This is a genomic window from Labrenzia sp. OB1 (assembly GCF_001624695.1).
Classification (GTDB): Bacteria; Pseudomonadota; Alphaproteobacteria; order Rhizobiales; family Stappiaceae; genus Roseibium.
On the sequence record NZ_JSEP01000019.1, the window covers coordinates 14,964 to 32,637 of the forward strand.

A 17,674-nucleotide genomic window follows, 5' to 3' on the forward strand; every position below is an offset into this window, starting at 1 on the left:
CGTCAGCGTCGGCACCTCTCAACACGTCGTGTCCTATCAACGTCTCATACTACCATTTTTTGAGGGAGGAGCTGGGTTCCTCCTATGCTACTCGCATCAATTGTCTCAGGACCTGTTCCAAGAATGTCCCGAAGCAACTGCCACACACCGTGATGATCGCATCCTAGGAAGCATAAATCAGCGTATTCAGAGATCTCCGGAGGCTTTTCCCAATCCAGTGCGTGAAGGTAGGTGATCGGGAATCCCCACCTTAGCGGCAAGCCTTTCAATGCATGCTTTGGCCTCATCCAAGCGTATATATAAGCAGGCTTCCAGTTCATCGCACAAAGAATAATGCACATCCTGCAAAGCAGGGCTGCCAAATCGTTTCCATTATAGTCCTTGTCCACGAATGTATCGCCAATATACACGAACGGCCCATGTAGATCGGCAGCGAACGAGGCACTATCGGACAACAAGACTGCTGGTGAGCCGTCTGCGGACTTGAATAGCACACTCCAGAACCTCCTCACGTATTCCTGCAAAGACCAGCCAGAAACGTCATCGTAGCGATTTGCCGTCGTCGCAACGGCGCGCCCGTCCTGATCATGTATTGAAATCGCATAGAACCGGGACGGAGGGAGAACATTGAGCGTCTCTCGAAAGTGTTCGCCAACGGTAGCCTTGTTACTGTCCGAGACAACTCTAAAGAAACTGGACGGGTCATCGTGCGTTCGAATGTCAACAAGACCCAGGCCGCGTATCTTCTCCTCCAGCGCGTTCACTGCGCGAGAGGCGATTAACATATCAAGACGCACGTTCTTTCCCATCCCAAAAGCCTAATCTGTTGGATTTTACATCTTTTTCCATGCTTTGCACGCTGCTGACGGCGCTCATACGAAGCCTCATATGCACGCTTTTTTTTACTTTTTCTTCTTTACTACACGCTTTAGCGTGTTATGACTCTTCGTGATCGGTTGTGCGTGCTTATGGAAATCGCGCTTCAAGCGGTCAATCGCTCGTCTGTTTGACCCTGACCGCGAAGGAGACCCTCATGAACGCTACTCTTAATACTGTGAGCATGAGCGCCCCTTTCGCGCTAATGGCAATCGTCGGCCTTTGCCTTGCAAATACGCTATGGATCGTCATTCGATCGAGGCTGAAAAAGCGGGATGGGCACTTATTTGGCTGTTGGCCATCCTCTTCCTGCCTCGGAGAAGTATCTTCCCAGCGATGCGAGAGGCCGCTCTGGTCGCGCGAGCCTTCCTCACATCAACCGGGCAGAGATCCGGCCTCTGCGGGTCCGGCTAGACCTGTTGTTCACAAACCACTCAAACGAAAGGCGCGCAAGCAGTTCCCTGGTCACTTTGTGCCGTCCTCGATCGTCGGCGTCTTGCAGGATGAAAGCGGCTCTGACCGGATCGGTATCGTCTTGGATGCAGGCCCCACAGGCCGACGCCATTTTCTCGTCAGCCAGCACGATATCGAGTTCCTGTTTTCGGCTTTAAACGCTGTTCAAGGCGCCGGACCGAAAGGCACATACACCCAATCGGACAGGTCATCCGGCAACTCCAGTTCGGCAGGCCAAACACCGCTGGACGGCGTGAACGTGCTTCCGCCAACCAGCTCCTGCAATGCAATCTGCGGCGATTGATAGGTTCCCAGATGCTCGTCCTCGAAAAACGGCACCCAAAACCCGTTATGCGGGCGGATCGAAAATGCGCAGTCACCGGCCTGATAGCGCCAAAAACCTTTCACATTTTTCCCGACCACCATGCTCCGTTCTCCCGGATTTTGCGGACCCTAATCTGTCAAAAAACAATCAACGCGCTCGGGAGCGCGGTGCGCAACCCAAAGGAGCGAAAATGACAAACCCAGGCGGCGTTGCCGCAGACCAGCTACGCGCCTTCATCGAGCGTATCGAGCGCTTGGAGGAGGATCACCGTGAAAGGCTTGCAGCCAAAGATCGGGTGCAAGGGCCCGAGCCCTCATGTCAGGTCGCAGAGTTCTGGGCCGAATGCACGGAAGAAATCCTCGACGCCACAACCTCCTTCCAGGACCTGTTCGAGGAGTACCGGAACTGGAGCTGGGAAAGAGGCCAACGCTGTCAACAGGTATTCACTTTCGGATGCCGGATCGAGGGCAAGGCACAAAAAACGAGGCTCGGGTGCAGGCTTCAATTGCTCGGAATTCGCCTGCGCAACGCCTCTCCCCAATCCGCAAGCTAAGTCTTTTCAAGGGCATCGAGATGCGCACCGGCATAATTCAGAAACATATCACCTGCGACAGTTGCAGCTGTGTTGTAGGGCTTTCCGCCTTCAAATCGTTCGCCGGTTGGGTCGAGAACAACCGCAGTCTCGGCTGCGGCTCGAATGTCCTCCAGCCATTCAATCGGGTCTTGTGTCCCGCTGTTGATGCGCGCGACTTCCGCCCCCAGGCGCGCCACCAGGTTCAAAAGCATAGCGTGAGCGCCTTCAGCTTCATGAATGTCGTCTTTCAACGCGTAAGTTTCAGCCATGTGGTTTCTCCGGCATCGCATGGTTGGAAAGGCGCCCGCGCGTCGTGGTTGGAGCGCGGGCGTCACTTTATCTGTACCGTCTTTGTTCTCTCCTCCGCAAGCACCCAGAGAACTCCAGCCGCGCAGCGCCTGCAATCGGCTTCATTCGGCTTTCTCTACCAAAAAGGAGCTTCCTTATGACCAACCCCGGCGGCGTTGCCGCGGACCAGCTACGCGCCTTCATCGAGCGTATCGAGCGCTTGGAGGAGGAAAAGAAGGTCATCTCCGATGACATCAAGGATGTCTACGCCGAGGCCAAGGGAAACGGCTTTGACGTCAAGATCCTGCGCACGGTCGTTTCCCTGCGCCGGAAACAGCCGCACGAGCGCGAAGAGGAAGAGGCCGTCCTGGACCTCTACATGCACGCACTCGGCATGCTTGGCCCGGGAGTGGACCCGGGCGACGCCCAAAAAGCTGATCCGGACACCGGTCCTTCATCCGGGGATGCGGATTGATGGCCCTCGTGTCCGCCATTCAAGCTGACGACGCGAAGCGTCTGAAGCCGCCGGCGGCACACCGGGCCGGCATGTTCCTTCGCGAAACCGGTGACCTGGTCGCGGACCTCGGCGACCTGCAGCAGAACCTCACAGCCTGCCTTGAGAGCCGCCCCCACGACAAGGCGGAAATCCTCTGCCTTGTCGACAGCTTCAAGAAACGCGCGATGGCGCTCCACGGCCAGGCCGTTCTGGCCAGCCAATCCATAAAGGATGGACGATGACCCGACAAACCAACCTCGCAGCCGAAACCGCCTCGATCGCGCCGATTCAGATGGCCTCTGGTCAGGTGGTCGATCTTGCCGCCCTCTCGGCGGCGGACATCCATTGGCCGGATCTGGTCGAGAACCTCGTCAAGCTGCCCCGCTTCAACGGCGCGACGCCCCATGTCACCTACACCACCGCACAGCACTGCTGCCTGATGTATGACCGCGCGCCGGCGCCCTTAAAGCCGCACGCGTTGCTGGCGGATTTCCACACCGCCTTTTTCGGCGAACTCACCCGGTCGTTTCTTCACCTGGCCGCGCATTTCTCAACCGATCCCGACACCTTTCTGGACAACATCCACTTCGCGCGCGACCAGGTCACCGCCGTGATCTACGAAGCCGCCGGTCTGAAATTCCACGAGGCCGACGAAGCCCTCGACGATCGCCTCAACACCATTGCCCTGATGGACAAGATGCAGACCGCTGCCGAAGTCCGCGACCTGATGGCCCCCTGCCGCGTCTCCGGCCACTGGCGCCTGCCCGCGCCTTTCCCCTATCCCGTCAAGCCCTGGGGCGAAGACAAGGCCCGCACCGAACTCACCCTCCGCCTCGCCATGATCGGCATCCATATCAGAGCCTGAATGATGGAAGCTGTCCCCCTCAGCGTGCAAAAATCCATGGACGATCTCTTCGATGGCCGGCCGCTGGTTTCGCATGCGGTTGCGGCCAGGTTCATCGGCGTGCACGCAAAGACATTGACACGCTGGGGTGATGATGGCCTGATTTTCTACAGACTTCGCGGCGCGCGGCGCGCCTATGCAAAAGAAGACATTGCCGCGGCCATAACCGGGCCAAACACGGGGCCAGAAACCGGGCCCATGAGAGGGATGGCGACATGTCAGTCTTCAGAGCGCGCAAACGCGATCCAAAAACGGGGGAATGGGTCTATACGTCCCCCTACTACCACTTCGATTTCGTCCTCACGATCAACGGGCAGCGTTGTCGATTTCATGGCTCAACTGGAGAGACGACAAAAGCTCGCGCGAAAAAGTTCGAAGACGCGGAAAAACGACGGGTAAGGGACGAAGGCCCGAACGATTCCATGACCCTCGGCGAAGCCTGCCTTCGCTACCACGAGGAAGTCATCAAGGGCAAAGCTTCCGAAGTCGATGAACTGATCGCCATGCGGCACTGCTGCCGGCTGATCGGCAGCGACCGCCGCCTGACCAACCTGACCACCGACGATTTCGCCATTGCCGTCAGGAAGCGCGCAGGCGAGACCAAGGGCAAGAAGACCCCCAAGCTTGTCGCACCGGCCACCGTCAACCGCCAGATCGTGGAGATCATGCGCAAGGTGCTGCGCCGGGCAAAGCGCAGTTGGAAGGTGCGGATCGACCTGGACACCTTTGCCTGGTCGGACATCCGCCTGAAGGAACCCAAGGAACGCGTGCGGGAATTTGTCGGCGACGAAGCCGACCGCTTCCGGGATGCCCTGCGGCCGGACTATGCGCCGTTCATCTGGTTCATGCTGTCACGCGGCCTGCGCGTCAACGCCGCGATCGGCATGACCACCGACCGCCTAGACGAACCGCGCCGGCGGATCCAGATCTGGATCAAGGGCGAAGGCTATGTCTGGGTGCCAGTCACTCGCGAGCAGATGGCCGTGATCGTCCAGGAGGCGAAGAAGGCGCCCGGCAAGGCGGTCTGGAGCTACGAAATGCAGCGCCACCCGCACCGCGGCAAACGCAAGGCGATCAGCTACGAGAGCCTGAAACGCACCATGGCGACAACCCTGAAGCATGCTGGCATCGCCGATTTCAAGATCCACGACATGCGCCACGACTTCGCCTCGAAGCTCCTGCGCGCGACGCGCGACCTGGCTTTGGTGCAAAAGGCACTGCGGCATGCCGATATTTCATCGACGGTGCGCTATGCGCATGTGCTGGATGAGGATGTGCGGGATGGGTTGGAGGCGCTACATACGGTTAACGCTAAAAAACGAACCGAAAAACGGCGCCGAAAATTTTACTAGAACTCTTCGCTAATTGATCTCAATTGCCTTCACTCGTTTCTTTTTAAACCTCGAGATTTGGCATTAGGCTTAAATTTGGGGCAGAATGCTGTTCGAATTGCCATCAACCGCCTATTAAATTTCGACTAATTGTTCTGCAATCCATCAAATAGAGGGCTAATCGACTATCGCCACACCACGCAAAGTGCACGTATTACGATTAAGTTTGGCACAAACTCGCTAAAATCTAATATTTTATTGCTTGCGCATCCTCCGATGCACAAACCATCAAAGTTGTTGACAAAGGGATCAGAGTATCATTTGATACCAAGGCAAGGGGCAGGATGGCAGCAGATACAGTCAATGAGGCGATCAGGCGCATGCTGGCAGCTAGGTGCGTCTCAAAACGCACCAGAAACACAAGATTCTCGACAAGCCAACCAACTGATTGGAAGCCCAACTCCTTGCGCGACCCAAGAAATCCATCTCAATATTTTACAGAGGATTCCGCTTGGCATTTTATCTCCGAGCTAATTTGCAACGGCTGCGAATTAGAGACAGTGGCACTGGCAAAACCACCCGGCAAGACTGGTTACGTCATCAAAATTGCCGGACACCCACCAGTGTCCCAAATCTATATCAAGCTTCAATTAGGATCGGCCAATGTCATCGGGCGTAGTTTCCATGAAAGCTATGTTCAAAGGACCTGACTGAAAGGTATCAAATGATGCAGCATTGTGAAATGTGCGAAGCAAAGAGCGTCACGGTTCAACTTCTAGAGGAGAAGTTTGTTTATGGTTGTGGCGATGATCAGGTCCTGCTTTCGGCCACAGTCCCGGTCTACGAGTGTGGTGAATGCGGAGAGATGTATACAGGTGATGAAGCAGAACAGCTTCGTCATGAAGCCGTTTGCAAACATCTAGGCCGATTGACTCCTAAAGAAATCAAAGCGATCCGGGATAGTTACGATCTAACACAAGAGAAATTCGCTGAAGTAAGCGGGTTCGGTGTCGCCTCAATAAAGCGCTGGGAGCGAGGAAATCAAATACAGGGGGAATCGGCGAACAATCTTCTGTTGTTACTTCGCATGCCCAGTAATCTTCGTCTTGTTCGAGAAGCCAATCGGAGAGCAGCGTTCCAGCCAAGATTTCGAACCAAAATGTCGGAGTCCACGCTCAAGCAGTCACTCGAATTCAAACTCCGATTTCCTGTTACACGGGAAAAAGCGGCCTGATGTTCATCATTACCTTTTACTCCTACAAGGGCGGCGTTGGCCGCACCATGAGCCTCGTAAACGTTGCCTGCGAACTTTCGCAACGTGGTAGGAAGGTGCTTTTGGTCGATTTTGATCTAGAAGCCCCTGGTATTCCAAGTTTCCAGCAATTCTCGGCTGCTGAAGACCAAGTTGGGATTGTCGATTACGTTTCATTGTATATAGAAACGTCTATCGCTCCTGATGTGAAGGATTACATTGTTGAATCGCAGCTGGAGACGCAGAATGAAAGTGTGCCCATCTGGGTCTTGCCGGCAGGAAAACGTGATCATCATTACGGCATGAAGCTGTCATCAATTGATTGGCAAGATTTGTATCAAACTAGAAGTGGGTTCCTTCTATTTGAAGACTTGAAACAACAGATATCTGACGATGATAGAGGGTTTGATTACGTTCTGATAGACAGTAGAACTGGCCATACAGATGTTGGAGGGATTTGCACGCGTCAGCTTGCAGATGCGATCGCGTTCATGTTCTTCCCAAACAAACAAAACATTTCTGGCCTCAATTCCATCGTCAATGAAATTCGCTCAGACCCGTATGTCGAAGATAAACAGATAGAATTGTTCTTCTGCCCTTCCAACGTGCCTGACCTGGACGATGAAGACGGCATACTCAAATGCATGCTTGATGAAGCGAGCAGTGAGTTAGTCTATGATCAACCAGCTGCAACTATAAGCCACTACAACAGTATGTCTCTTGTTGATCAGAAGGTTTTCGTCATCAACCGCCCTAAGACAAAGCTTGCGGCGGAGTATCGAAAGCTTACAGAAACCCTCATGAGTTCGAACATTAAGGATCGCGACGGCGTTATTCTGAAGCTTCAAAAGCTAATATATAAATTTCGCGGTGAAGCAAGAAGAGAACCACAGAAATCGGCATATCGTACTTTGACTCTAAGCGATATCACTAGTGAGCTTGAGAGGATAAATTCCATACATGGACAAGATGGAGAAATATGCTGGCTGATGGCAGCGCTCTACCACGATCTTGGTGATTTTTCGAACGAAATGGAAGTACTGGACGGTGCTATCAATGCTGGCTTTAATGTTGAAAAGGCACATCTCAGGAGGGCATTGGTACGCTTGAGCATGTCTCGTCAGCAAGAGGCAAAAGAAGATCTTCTTGTGGTGCTCCGCTCACCGCTGACGGAGCCTAAAGATTTAAGGTCCGCGATTGAGGCTCTAAAATCGGTCGGTGCGGATTGGACCGAACTGGTAGAAACTTCTCCGTTACTCGAACATCTCGCTCCGGAGGACGTAAGAATTATTTCCGACACCCTTCAATCGGACGAAAGGTCAGTATCAATAGCATCAAGGCTACTGGAAAAAGCCTATTTGGAGAATTCTGGTTCAGACAGCCTGAACGCGCAGATTCACACAAGTCTAATCTTGTCATTGATTTCTAGCGGTCAATTTCGAAAAGCAATGGACACAATACTCAAGGAAGGCGAACCAAGCGATCTGAACGCCGACATAGTAGATCTATTCAACTTTGCGATTGCAGAGTGGGGACAGAATGGCACTCCGACAGTAGACTTGTTCAAGCGCGTGCTTGAGCTCAAAGAAATGGAACGGAACTACGACGGTGCAAACTTTTATCAGTGCCTGGCGCTCGCCAGCGCAGCCATCGGTGAAACTAATCAAGCGTTAGCTTTCCTAAATTGCGCAAGAGATAGGACACAACAGGGCACAGTTTTCAGTTGTTGGACCTATTTGGTCAGGCGGCGCGCTGAGATGCTGTCTGACCTAGACGCTATGGAAACAACACTCAAATCCGGAAAAATTGTTCCTCCAGTTATTAGTAGAAATACAAAAATGAGCTACTCTCGGGAAATGGGACACTGACGCAAGATACGATTTGTTGTCTGCTGGTCGTCTATGTGCAAGAAGAACAGATATGTCGAAACGCAAGAAGCACTCGCCTGAGTGCAAGGCGAAGGTCGCCCTGGAAGCGGTTGAAGCCAAGCGCAATTGAACTGAACCGATGCGCCCATTCCTGCCTGCCTATTGACATTGTTCTCTATGGATGCATGACGTGCTTGTTCCAAACCCGACTGCACAGGTCGAGGAGCTCCTTGTAGGACTTGAAGAAGCGGTTTGAGAGCCAGTTTTCGCGCATGAACTCCAAACGTTCTCGTCAGGATTGAACTCCTGCGCTTCGGGCGACAAAGGCGGGATCATGATGCTCGGGCACTATTCCTGCAATTCAGACGAAAATATCCGCTAGGGCGAAACTGCTGGCGTTGGCCCGAGAAGAATCGCCGGCTGAGCCGAAGACAAAACTGCAAACAAACCGATCAACTCAATAAGTAGGTAAATGCCTGCGGCAAGCCCTAACACAAGGAGGAAAAGCACCAACATTTGTCCCCACGCTGGAAGCAATCGAATTACTGTCAAAGGAATCGCCTTGCCTGTCGTCTCTTTTGAACGAACGCTCAAGATGGCAGGTGCTTCATTCGTAAAAGTCAGAACGTTGAGCGACACTTGCTCTTTCGGGGCGATGCCGCCGAAACACACGATGAACCGACCGTTCGGGTTCACGCTGGTTTCATATTGTCTCTGTGGCCAAACCTCAAAATTCTTCGGAATGTAATTGAATGTAACTTCTACGTCGGTAGCCGCCTTCCTGCCTGCATTGGATAGCAAGTGATAACTGGTGCCTATCAGGATATAATCGTTTTGATCATCGACAACTTTTTCAAGCGTCACATTATGCAGAAAACCATGCGAGCGGCCCCAGACCAACTTAACTTTCGGCTGGAAAAAATACTTCGCGAGCGCTAGTAGCACCGCCAAGCCGAACGCCACCAACTGCGCACCGTATTGCCCCAAAAGCTCCATCTCGAAAACCTTATGAAGAACTGTTAGTTATTTGAGGGTAGTAGCAGGGTTGCACACTGTAAATGCTACAGCTGGAAAACGGCGATGGCATCGACAATTTCGAGCAGCAGCCTTCCGGATTATGGGCACCCTGGACAGCATTGGCCTGGACCATCGGAGTCCCAGAATAGTCCCAGAACGCTGATTTGAATGGTATCGATGCGGTGTTTTTCGTGAGGTTTCTCAACGACCTGCAGATTTGAGCCAAAAAACTCCCAAACCAGATGCGCTACCAGGCTGCGCTATGCCCCGATCCGTTGATTTGTGGGGTGTATCCGTGAACGGTGCTGGCGTCAAGTGCGCATGAACGCCACAGATTCCCACTGCTGTGGAAAGCACTGTGCTGACGGCTGTTTCCGGCACTGTCTTCCCCCTGATCGTAACCGCATATAAAGCTTAGTCGGTCGCCATTGATGGACTGGAAACTGCGTCGCCGGGTTCGATGCCGAGCCGGGCGGACGTTCCGGCATTGAGCTCCAACACATATCTGGCCGGTGCGCCCGAGGGGACGACCGCTTCCGAAAAGGGCGTCGTGTCAGCGGCGATGCTGACGATCCTGCTCTCGGCGCTGATATAGATGATATCGAGCGGCAGAGGCGTGTTCTTCATCCAGAAATAGCGATCCCCCTCTCCTTCAAATATGAACAGCATTCCGTGGTCGGCAGCCATTTCCTCCCGGAACATGAGACCTCTCGCCCTTTCACGGTCGTTTGCGGCGACTTCGACCTCAAAACGGTGTTCCCGGTCGCCCGACCGGACCACGAGGCTCTCCATTCTGAGCTTAACCTGATTGTCGTCGGCGGTTGACGAGAGGGGCGCCGTGACAAGGATCGCGCATAGCGTGAAACAAAAAGCCGCAAAAAGGGATAAGCGTGAAACCATTGTGAAATCCATAAGCTGATCTGCAGCGAACACCTGCAATCCCGTGAAAGCAGGAACGGTGCGCCACCACTTTTACATTCGTCAACGACGTGCCCTCCCTCCCGCCGTTTCGGACAGGAGGCGTTCAGACCTTTACACTGAACCGTTCGGCTTGTGCGGACAATCCCGCAAATGTTCAGTTTCAGAGGGCGAATGATCCCGCGACCATTTCCGGCAAACAAAAAAGGCCGGAACATGTCCGGCCTTGAACGCAGCATCTGGAATTCGAGTACCCCGATCAATGGGAAGCTGGAATATGGGTCCCTGTCCCCAACGGACGGATTTCAGCGGCCATCCGGCCCTTGGGGCCCTGGCCGAACCGCACCAGAACATCCTGTCCGGGGCGCAATTCCGTGATACCGAAGCGGCGCAACGTTTCCATATGGATGAAGATGTCTTCGGTTTCTTCGCCCTGGGTGAGAAAACCGAACCCCTTGACCCGGTTGAACCATTTGACCGTCGCTTTTTCAAAGCCACCTTCTGGCACGACCTGAACATGGGTTCTGGAAGGCGGAAGTTGCGAGGGATGCGTTGCCGTCGTCTCATCCATGGACAGAATGCGAAACGCCTGCAGCCCGCGCGGCCGATCAAGCACTTCGCAAACGACCCGTGCCCCTTCATAGGCAGTTTGAAAGCCGTCGCGCCTCAGGCATGTCACATGCAGAAGAATGTCATTCTCACCGCTGTCCGGTACGATAAAGCCGTAGCCCTTACCGACATCGAACCACTTAATCGTTCCGGCAATCTCGAATACGTCCAGGGCGACATCATCCGCCAGGGTCTCGAGTTCGCGGGGTTCGCGTGCGGTTTTAACCCCCATAGCCATTTGTCCCGTCTCTGGTCCGCGTCCAATGGCTGGTAGGCAGCAAACGACTCACCCTTCAGCCCATTTCTGATAAAAGGATAACATTGCGTATTATCGCGAGAAGGGAAATTGTGGGACTAACCACAGACCATTTACGTCATCTGTGCAGATTCTTTGCCAAAACTCACAAACGTTTGAGCCAAAGGCGTGCGAATGACTGTTGACGCCAGAGAATCGAGCGGCGTTTCCTCACCATTCAGAATCACGAGTTCGGCGCCGCCCTGAACAGCCATGGCGGGAAGATGGGCCGCAGGATGGACAACTAGGGACGAACCGAGCACCAGAAACAGATCGCAGTTCTGCGCCGCCTCGGCGGCCGTGTTCAGTTCATCTTCCGGCATCTGCTGTCCGAAACTGATCACTGCTGCCTTCAGATAGCCACCGCAAACTCCGCAAACCGGGCTGATGCCGGCCTCGACATAATATCTTTGTGCTTCCAGCTCCGCCCTCTCGCCACAGGACAGGCATGTGGCAAAGGTCGAATTCCCGTGGATCTCGGTCAAACGCTCTTGCGGAAATCCGGATGCCTGATGCAATCCATCGACATTCTGAGTGATCAGGCGTTTCAGCCCCCCTGATCGCGCCAGAAAGACGAGCGCCATATGCGCGGCATTCGGGACTGCTTCGGAAAAGAACGCCATCATCTCGAACCGCCGGTCCCAATCCTCCAGGCGGCTCTCCTCGGACGCCTGAAAATCCTGATATTGAACTGGACGCCGCGTCGACCATATCCCGCCCGGCGAACGGAAATCGGGTATTCCGGACTCCGTCGAAATGCCCGCGCCGGTCAACGCAACAATCCGGCTGTAGGCACCTCCATGAAATTGTGCAACAAAGTCCCGGGCTTCCGGCAGGCTTGTGATAAGTGTCATGGGCAATCCCGGCAGGCTCCGCCAATTCCCTCGATCGAGGAAAGGATAGAACATGCGTTATTTGCACACCATGGTTCGTGTAACCAACATCGAAGATTCCCTGGATTTTTACTGCAACAAGATGGGCATGCAGGAAATCCGCCGCCACGAAAACGAAAAAGGCCGCTTCACACTGATTTTCCTGGCCGGCTCGGAAGATGTCGAAGCTGGAAAAGCCGACTCGGCTCCCCTGCTCGAACTGACCTATAACTGGGATCCTGAAGAGTATTCGGGCGGCCGCAATTTCGGGCACCTCGCCTATGAGGTCGATGACATCTACGCGTTCTGCGAAAACCTGCAGAAACATGGCGTGACGATCAACCGCCCGCCACGCGAAGGCCGCATGGCGTTCGTTCGTTCGCCGGACAACATTTCCTTCGAACTTCTGCAAAAGGGCGAAGCCCTTGAAATCAAAGAACCCTGGGCCTCCATGCCGAATATCGGCGAGTGGTGAAACCGGGTGGTTTTCAACAATGGCAGGCCCGGACATCCGGGCCTGCAAAAAATTGTCGCATTGGCTCTTGCGGGCAACTAATTTCCCGCCTATAAGCCTCCCCACGACGCAGCCGCGTCGGCCGCGCGCCCATCGTCTAGCGGTCTAGGACGCCGCCCTTTCACGGCGGAAACACGGGTTCGAGTCCCGTTGGGCGTACCACACTTCCAGCAAAAGCTTATATTTGAAACTGCAGCCAATCCATACGGATCGACTGGTTGTTTGCGAGCCGTAACGCCCTGTGGCCGGCTGTGCGGGATCGTCCTTGCGGAACAACTTCCAGCCTGAAAATTCGCGCTGACAGAAGGCGGCGATTTTATCTGCCGACAGTCCGGTATGATCAACCCGGCCGAAGGAGATTTGAAAAGATGCGCCTGGCCTCCAGCGCCTTGTCGTAATTTCCTCCGCAACAGGCTTCTTCTCCGGTTTTCCGGCGCTCTGCTTCCCCTCGGTGCGACTTCAAAGTCCGTCGTCATGGCCTTGCAGTAGAGCCGCTTGACTTCCGCATATCCTGCGCCGCTATGCTGAAGAGATACCATGTTTGTCCGCCGGACGATAATTTCCACGGTATTAAAGTCTCGACGCGGACCGGAACACACCAATGTGCCGCTTCCGCATGCGCTTGAGACTATCCGCTTTCCCAGCCATGCAAGGCCAAAGCCGTGTTTTTCAGAACGTAAAATGTGTTTGCTTGAACAGCTTAAAAAACAACCGGGCCGGGCGTTCAAGGCTGTGACATCGGTCACGGGATTTGCAGAGGCTCGATGCCTCTCAAGCTGTAAAAATTTCACACTTCAGGCAAATTCATCGCGAATTCAGCGAAGCAGTGCACATCCTCGTTAATCAGTTCCGAAAAGAAAGCGAAAACGCAGCGTCAATTGTGGCGTTCTCGTGATCTATTGGATATAGTGCTCGGGTAATTTTGTATTTTAGCAACGAACCGGCTGGCGTCGGGCCGTTTTTTTAAAGTCATTTGGGGCAGGTTTCGCAGATTCAAGTTCTTGTGACACGTATTACAGAAACATCATGCCGCCCGGCGTATGTCCTTTCCCAAGAGGACAATAACCTTGAGTGAAGATCGGTCGCACCGACAGGCAACAATGATCGACGAGAGGACAGGACATGTTCAAACGAATGATCGCCGTGCTGGCAATCGTGATTGCAGGAACGGCCCCGGCACTGGCCAAGCGCGTAGCCCTTGTCATCGGCAACGGCGCTTACGAGCATACAGTACAACTTCCCAATCCCGCCAACGACGCCGAGACGATGGCGACCAAGCTGCGCGGCCTTGGATTTGACGTCGTAGCGGGTCAGGACCAGACCTATGGCGACATGCGCCGGACCGTCATGGAATTCGCCAAGAAAGCCTATGGCGCCGAGATCGCTCTTTTGTTTTACGCCGGACACGGCATGCAGATCGCCGGACAGAACCTGCTGGTTCCGATCGACGCAAAAATCGAGGATGAAACATCTCTCGATTTCGAAACGATCTCGGTCGACTTCATCCTGCGCCAGATGTCCAAGGACGTGAAAGTGCAGATGGTGTTCCTTGATGCCTGTCGCGACAATCCGCTGGCACGGACGCTGGCCCGCCGCATGGGTCCCAGCCGTTCGGGCAATGTCGGCGCGGGCCTCGCTGAAATCAAGGTGCAGGAAACCGGTGGCGAAGGCTCCGTTATCGCGTTCGCCACCAGTCCCGGAGACGTTGCCCTTGACGGTGAAGGCGACAATTCTCCGTTCACATCCGCCCTCATCCGGCATATCGACACGCCCAACGTCTCGATCCAGACCGTGATGACCCGTGTAACGGGCGATGTCTACGACGAAACGGAAAAGCGTCAGCGCCCCTGGGTGAATGCGTCGCTGATCGGCGAGGTATTCCTGAACAAGCAGGCGGTCGCCGCCGCACCGACGACCGAAGTCGCCTCTCTCGGCAATACCGCCACCACGGCTCCCGCCGTCAATCAGGCAGCGGTCAATACGGCCACTCAATCCACGATCTCCTGGGAACGGGAAAAACTGGTTTGGGAGACGGTCAAAGACAGCGACAATATCGCCGATTACAAGTCCTATCTGGAAACCTATCCGAACGGCACATTCGCAGGTTTCGCGCGTAACTCTATCAAGCGCCTTGAAACCCAGTCGCAGGTTGCTTCCCTGAACCCGTCGGCAACGGCAGGGACTGCTCCGCAGGCGGGAACCGGACTAGTCGCCGGTCTCCCGGATCCGCAGAAAGCGGTTCCCGGAACCCAGGCAACCGAATCCAGCCTTGGCTGGAACCGGACGGCACGGCGGGAAGTCCAGACGCGCCTGAACCTTTCCGGTCATAATGTCGGCAATCCGGACGGAGCCTTCGGGCCGAAAACCCGTGCCGGTATCGCTGCCTGGCAAACCGCGAACGGCATCGTCCCGACAGGCTATTTCACGGCTGCTCAATATGCGTTTCTGACCACCCAAACCGCAGTCCAGTACACAGCCTATGCGGCTGAAGTACAGCGCAAGCAGAAGGCAGCCCAGGCTTCCCGCAGCGCAACGAACTCACGGCGCACCACGAACACGAAGACCCGTGCGAAAAACAACGGTGGATCGATGAACCCGGCCGGAGCCGCCTTTATCGGCGGTGTGGTCGGCGGCATCATCGGTGGCGCCATCGGACGCTGAGGTGTACTAAAAACGAAAAACTGAAAGCCCGGCAATCTGCCGGGCTTTCTTATATTTGCAAATGCAACCGCGGCCCAATTCATAAATCGAGCAGCGTCCAACCGATTTCCATCAGTCCAGTTTCAAACTCACTTTTTTTATTCTTGAGGACCTTGCCTCGTCCAGAATTCGCACGACAGCCTGAAAGCCGGTTCCGCCTGTCGGCACAAGGACCGCAGCCTCCGCACCGAGGCCGGCCAGTCTGTCCAGCTCATCGGCCAGTTGATCCAGCCTCAGGTCCCGACCGTTCACGTTAAGTCTCATTGGTCCCGTTTCAGATTGCGGGCGTGCAAGAATCAGGACCGACGGCGCGGGTTCCAGGGACTGCGAAACACTTTCTCCTGTCCTTGTGCCACCAAGGGAAACCTCCAACGGCCGCCAAATGCCAAAAGTTGACGAGAGGAGAAAAAACATCACCAGGATGAAGATCACATCGATCAACGGCATCAGCGGTATGCGTCTGCGTTTAACAAGCGGTGTCCGGATTGAAATCATCAGATCGACCTTCGCGATGCATTTCCGCAAGGCAGCGTCACCCCACTGCCGCCCAGTTTGCCCTTGCCGCAATCTTCACGTCAACTTATCCGCCACCGGATGATGACGGTTACGTCGATGGAAAATTGACCGGTGGCTGGCATTTCCTTAGCGTGAGTGACCAGAAGAAAACCAGGCCAGCTTGATTATGCGGACACCGCAGTTGAACAGACGCAGGAAGGATCTTGGAAGCTTGCTGAAAACCGCTGCCGGAGTTGTGTCCGTCTGGGGAATTCTGGCGTTTCCAAACGTTGCCGAAGCCGGCCTGCGGGTCTGCAACGGGTCCGTTGACCTGGTGAATGTCGCGATCGGTTACGAAACAGAGGAAGGCGTGCGGACGGAAGGCTGGTGGACGATCACCTCGAACGCCTGCAGTCAGATTCTCCAGGAGGCGCTCGCAGCCAAGCGTTACTATCTTCATGTCGCTGACGGTTTCAGCGAAAGCCGACTTGGCGGTGACATTACCCTTTGCATTCGGGAAGAAAAATTCGTTTTGTATGACGGAGACCAATGCTGGCAGCGGGGGCTGATCGAAGCGGATTTTTTCCAGATCGAGACCGAGGGAGCACAAGACTGGACCGTGCTGCTGTCCTATGACTGACTCCGGCGGCAAGACGCTGGCTTTCGCCGACGTATTCATTCGGTTCAAGGCAACTATTCGGGGGAACCACATGCATTTTTCAACACGGTTTGTTCTGGCGGGATTTCTGAGCGCTGCTTTTGCAGCTTCCACCCTGGCGCAGGAAGTGACCGGTCAGATAGGGCTTGAGCTCAATCATGTTCAAGCGACCCAGGACGGCGGCTGCCGCCTGTCGATCATTGCCACCAACGGACTGCAACGTCCCATGGACCAGCTTGGTCTGGAGATGGTCGCCTTCAATACCGATGGGCTGGTTGACCAGTTCCTGCGCCTTGATTTTTCTCGGATCTCCGCCGGTAAAACCAAGGTCCTGCAGTTCGACCTCGCCGGTAAATCCTGCGAAAGCCTGTCACGCCTCCACATCAACGACGTTCTGAATTGCGTCCCTCCGGCCATAACCGACGTTTACTGTCCCGATCTTCTCGATCTGAAAAACCGCACACCGATTGAATTCGGGGACTGATTCCGGAAACTGAACGTCCCGCGTCCGGGCGAACAAGGAAACATCGGTTGCATGGTTGAGACATCTTCCTCTTTGCTGGAACTCGGAGGCCCGGTTGTCCTCATTCTTCTGGGCATATCGGTCGCAGCGCTCGCCGTCATATTCGCCAAGGTGTTTCAGTTCTCGAGCGCCCGGGTGGGGCGTCATGGCCAGGTGCGGCGCGCCGTTGCTCAGTGGCGTGCGGGCGAGAGAAGCAAAGCCTCCCAGAACCTCCTCAAGGATCGGTCTCTTTCCGCGGCCCTTGTACGCAACGCCATGGACGCCATCCAGATGCTGGACCAGCAGAGCTTGTCCTCCCAGGAACGTGACATCAGGGAAGAGCGCCTGAGAGAAGAGATTTCCGCACGCGCGGCGGACCGGCTGTTCGGCCTGGCAAGCTGGCTGAAAGCTCTGGATCTGGTTACCCAGATCTCACCGTTGCTTGGCCTTTTCGGCACCGTTCTGGGCATGATCGAGACATTCCAGACGCTGCAGGAGTCCGGTGCCGCGGCCAATCCGGCCACTCTTGCGGGCGGCATATGGGTTGCGCTTCTTACCACTGCCTGCGGCCTCGCTGTCGCCATACCGGTGTCCGTGGCGGTGACCTGGTTCGAAGCCCGGCTGGAAAAGGAACGGGCAGCAATCGAAGTGTTGCTGACTGGCGTGTTTACCTCCGGATCCGCAGCCGTGCAAAACACGGATCCTGAAGCCTCCTGAGATTTCCGGT

Annotated in this window: 21 protein-coding genes and 1 tRNA gene; 14 read left to right on the forward strand and 8 right to left on the reverse strand. The window is 54.9% G+C overall.

Translation table 11 applies throughout. The features are described 5' to 3' along the window. Positions 1-44: 44 nt before the first annotated feature. Positions 45-809, reverse strand: a complete 765-nt coding sequence (locus tag OA90_RS21105; protein WP_068417063.1) for a hypothetical protein — start codon at positions 807-809, stop codon at positions 45-47. 685 nt (positions 810-1,494) lie between these two features. Then, positions 1,495-1,755, reverse strand: a complete 261-nt coding sequence (locus OA90_RS21115; protein WP_068417070.1) for a hypothetical protein — start codon at positions 1,753-1,755, stop codon at positions 1,495-1,497. A gap of 89 nt (positions 1,756-1,844) precedes the next feature. Between OA90_RS21115 and OA90_RS29330 the strand changes: the two genes are divergently transcribed. Next, entirely contained in the window at positions 1,845-2,207 is a 363-nt protein-coding gene (locus OA90_RS29330; RefSeq protein WP_068417073.1) for a GapR family DNA-binding domain-containing protein, read from the forward strand. Here OA90_RS29330 and OA90_RS21125 read toward each other — a convergent pair. Continuing rightward, positions 2,204-2,497, reverse strand: coding sequence for a hypothetical protein (locus tag OA90_RS21125; RefSeq protein WP_068417075.1), 294 nt, complete (start codon positions 2,495-2,497; stop codon positions 2,204-2,206). The two genes, OA90_RS29330 and OA90_RS21125, sit on opposite strands and share 4 nt — an antisense overlap. A gap of 176 nt (positions 2,498-2,673) precedes the next feature. Here OA90_RS21125 and OA90_RS21130 point away from each other — a divergent pair, with 176 nt between their 5' ends. The 7 genes from OA90_RS21130 to OA90_RS21160 all read left to right on the forward strand — a co-directional run bounded on the left by OA90_RS21130 (position 2,674) and on the right by OA90_RS21160 (position 8,367). Continuing rightward, complete coding sequence (locus OA90_RS21130) at positions 2,674-2,991, forward strand: DUF2312 domain-containing protein (protein WP_068417078.1); 318 nt, start codon at positions 2,674-2,676, stop codon at positions 2,989-2,991. Further along, complete coding sequence (locus OA90_RS21135; RefSeq protein ID WP_068417081.1) at positions 2,991-3,254, forward strand: hypothetical protein; 264 nt, start codon at positions 2,991-2,993, stop codon at positions 3,252-3,254. Before OA90_RS21130 ends, OA90_RS21135 begins: the two co-directional genes overlap by 1 nt. Then, on the forward strand, positions 3,251-3,877 hold the full coding sequence (locus OA90_RS21140) for a hypothetical protein (protein ID WP_068417084.1): 627 nt from the start codon (positions 3,251-3,253) through the stop codon (positions 3,875-3,877). Before OA90_RS21135 ends, OA90_RS21140 begins: the two co-directional genes overlap by 4 nt. A 254-nt stretch (positions 3,878-4,131) precedes the next feature. Further along, positions 4,132-5,268, forward strand: coding sequence for a tyrosine-type recombinase/integrase (locus tag OA90_RS21150; RefSeq protein WP_082837186.1), 1,137 nt, complete (start codon positions 4,132-4,134; stop codon positions 5,266-5,268). A gap of 323 nt (positions 5,269-5,591) precedes the next feature. Further along, entirely contained in the window at positions 5,592-5,957 is a 366-nt protein-coding gene (locus OA90_RS28675; protein WP_156510587.1) for a hypothetical protein, read from the forward strand. Between the two features lie 32 nt (positions 5,958-5,989). Continuing rightward, positions 5,990-6,481, forward strand: coding sequence for a type II TA system antitoxin MqsA family protein (locus OA90_RS21155; protein WP_199823796.1), 492 nt, complete (start codon positions 5,990-5,992; stop codon positions 6,479-6,481). Then, positions 6,481-8,367, forward strand: coding sequence for an AAA family ATPase (locus tag OA90_RS21160; protein ID WP_068417098.1), 1,887 nt, complete (start codon positions 6,481-6,483; stop codon positions 8,365-8,367). The genes OA90_RS21155 and OA90_RS21160 overlap by 1 nt, the downstream gene beginning before the upstream one ends. Before the next feature lie 378 nt (positions 8,368-8,745). On the opposite strand, the gene OA90_RS21165 is transcribed toward OA90_RS21160, so the two are convergent. The 4 genes from OA90_RS21165 to OA90_RS21180 form a co-directional block, all read right to left on the reverse strand. Then, on the reverse strand, positions 8,746-9,363 hold the full coding sequence (locus OA90_RS21165) for a hypothetical protein (RefSeq protein WP_068417102.1): 618 nt from the start codon (positions 9,361-9,363) through the stop codon (positions 8,746-8,748). A 435-nt stretch (positions 9,364-9,798) separates the two neighbouring features. Continuing rightward, a complete protein-coding gene (locus tag OA90_RS21170) occupies positions 9,799-10,284 on the reverse strand; it encodes a DUF192 domain-containing protein (protein ID WP_082837195.1) in 486 nt (161 codons plus the stop codon). Between the two features lie 277 nt (positions 10,285-10,561). Beyond that, entirely contained in the window at positions 10,562-11,143 is a 582-nt protein-coding gene (locus tag OA90_RS21175) for a cold-shock protein (RefSeq protein WP_068417105.1), read from the reverse strand. A gap of 137 nt (positions 11,144-11,280) precedes the next feature. Next, a complete protein-coding gene (locus OA90_RS21180) occupies positions 11,281-12,060 on the reverse strand; it encodes a Sir2 family NAD-dependent protein deacetylase (protein WP_068417342.1) in 780 nt (259 codons plus the stop codon). Between the two features lie 52 nt (positions 12,061-12,112). Between OA90_RS21180 and OA90_RS21185 the strand changes: the two genes are divergently transcribed. The 3 genes from OA90_RS21185 to OA90_RS21195 all read left to right on the forward strand — a co-directional run bounded on the left by OA90_RS21185 (position 12,113) and on the right by OA90_RS21195 (position 15,253). Further along, positions 12,113-12,553 carry a VOC family protein gene (locus OA90_RS21185; RefSeq protein WP_068417110.1) on the forward strand — a complete coding sequence of 147 codons (441 nt, stop codon included), beginning with the start codon at positions 12,113-12,115 and terminating at the stop codon, positions 12,551-12,553. Between the two features lie 125 nt (positions 12,554-12,678). Continuing rightward, positions 12,679-12,754: transfer RNA gene (locus OA90_RS21190), tRNA-Glu, on the forward strand. 960 nt (positions 12,755-13,714) lie between these two features. After that, complete coding sequence (locus tag OA90_RS21195; RefSeq protein ID WP_068417113.1) at positions 13,715-15,253, forward strand: caspase family protein; 1,539 nt, start codon at positions 13,715-13,717, stop codon at positions 15,251-15,253. A gap of 111 nt (positions 15,254-15,364) precedes the next feature. On the opposite strand, the gene OA90_RS21200 is transcribed toward OA90_RS21195, so the two are convergent. Next, positions 15,365-15,787 carry a biopolymer transporter ExbD gene (locus OA90_RS21200; protein ID WP_279625826.1) on the reverse strand — a complete coding sequence of 141 codons (423 nt, stop codon included), beginning with the start codon at positions 15,785-15,787 and terminating at the stop codon, positions 15,365-15,367. Positions 15,788-15,989: 202 nt separating this feature from the next. On the opposite strand from OA90_RS21200, the gene OA90_RS21205 reads away from it, so the two are divergent. From OA90_RS21205 to OA90_RS21215, 3 genes are all read left to right on the forward strand, one after another. Continuing rightward, on the forward strand, positions 15,990-16,427 hold the full coding sequence (locus OA90_RS21205) for a DUF1036 domain-containing protein (RefSeq protein ID WP_199823797.1): 438 nt from the start codon (positions 15,990-15,992) through the stop codon (positions 16,425-16,427). Positions 16,428-16,497: 70 nt separating this feature from the next. Next, positions 16,498-16,929 (forward strand): hypothetical protein, encoded by a 432-nt coding sequence (locus OA90_RS21210; RefSeq protein WP_156510588.1) that lies wholly within the window; start codon positions 16,498-16,500, stop codon positions 16,927-16,929. A gap of 51 nt (positions 16,930-16,980) precedes the next feature. Beyond that, entirely contained in the window at positions 16,981-17,664 is a 684-nt protein-coding gene (locus OA90_RS21215; protein WP_068417128.1) for a MotA/TolQ/ExbB proton channel family protein, read from the forward strand. Positions 17,665-17,674 lie beyond the last annotated feature (10 nt).

Coding starts and splice junctions, on each gene's coding strand:
- OA90_RS21160 (WP_068417098.1), top strand. CDS start 6,481: ATGTTCATCATTACCTTTTACTCCTACAAGGGCGGCGTTGGCCGCACC.
- OA90_RS21185 (WP_068417110.1), top strand. CDS start 12,113: ATGCGTTATTTGCACACCATGGTTCGTGTAACCAACATCGAAGATTCC.
- OA90_RS21215 (WP_068417128.1), top strand. CDS start 16,981: ATGGTTGAGACATCTTCCTCTTTGCTGGAACTCGGAGGCCCGGTTGTC.
- OA90_RS21200 (WP_279625826.1), bottom strand. CDS start 15,787: ATGATTTCAATCCGGACACCGCTTGTTAAACGCAGACGCATACCGCTG.
- OA90_RS21195 (WP_068417113.1), top strand. CDS start 13,715: ATGTTCAAACGAATGATCGCCGTGCTGGCAATCGTGATTGCAGGAACG.
- OA90_RS21140 (WP_068417084.1), top strand. CDS start 3,251: ATGACCCGACAAACCAACCTCGCAGCCGAAACCGCCTCGATCGCGCCG.
- OA90_RS21150 (WP_082837186.1), top strand. CDS start 4,132: ATGTCAGTCTTCAGAGCGCGCAAACGCGATCCAAAAACGGGGGAATGG.
- OA90_RS21175 (WP_068417105.1), bottom strand. CDS start 11,143: ATGGGGGTTAAAACCGCACGCGAACCCCGCGAACTCGAGACCCTGGCG.
- OA90_RS21135 (WP_068417081.1), top strand. CDS start 2,991: ATGGCCCTCGTGTCCGCCATTCAAGCTGACGACGCGAAGCGTCTGAAG.
- OA90_RS21180 (WP_068417342.1), bottom strand. CDS start 12,060: ATGACACTTATCACAAGCCTGCCGGAAGCCCGGGACTTTGTTGCACAA.
- OA90_RS21125 (WP_068417075.1), bottom strand. CDS start 2,497: ATGGCTGAAACTTACGCGTTGAAAGACGACATTCATGAAGCTGAAGGC.
- OA90_RS21130 (WP_068417078.1), top strand. CDS start 2,674: ATGACCAACCCCGGCGGCGTTGCCGCGGACCAGCTACGCGCCTTCATC.
- OA90_RS21115 (WP_068417070.1), bottom strand. CDS start 1,755: ATGGTGGTCGGGAAAAATGTGAAAGGTTTTTGGCGCTATCAGGCCGGT.
- OA90_RS21210 (WP_156510588.1), top strand. CDS start 16,498: ATGCATTTTTCAACACGGTTTGTTCTGGCGGGATTTCTGAGCGCTGCT.
- OA90_RS29330 (WP_068417073.1), top strand. CDS start 1,845: ATGACAAACCCAGGCGGCGTTGCCGCAGACCAGCTACGCGCCTTCATC.
- OA90_RS21170 (WP_082837195.1), bottom strand. CDS start 10,284: ATGGTTTCACGCTTATCCCTTTTTGCGGCTTTTTGTTTCACGCTATGC.
- OA90_RS21105 (WP_068417063.1), bottom strand. CDS start 809: ATGGGAAAGAACGTGCGTCTTGATATGTTAATCGCCTCTCGCGCAGTG.
- OA90_RS28675 (WP_156510587.1), top strand. CDS start 5,592: ATGGCAGCAGATACAGTCAATGAGGCGATCAGGCGCATGCTGGCAGCT.
- OA90_RS21165 (WP_068417102.1), bottom strand. CDS start 9,363: ATGGAGCTTTTGGGGCAATACGGTGCGCAGTTGGTGGCGTTCGGCTTG.
- OA90_RS21155 (WP_199823796.1), top strand. CDS start 5,990: ATGTGCGAAGCAAAGAGCGTCACGGTTCAACTTCTAGAGGAGAAGTTT.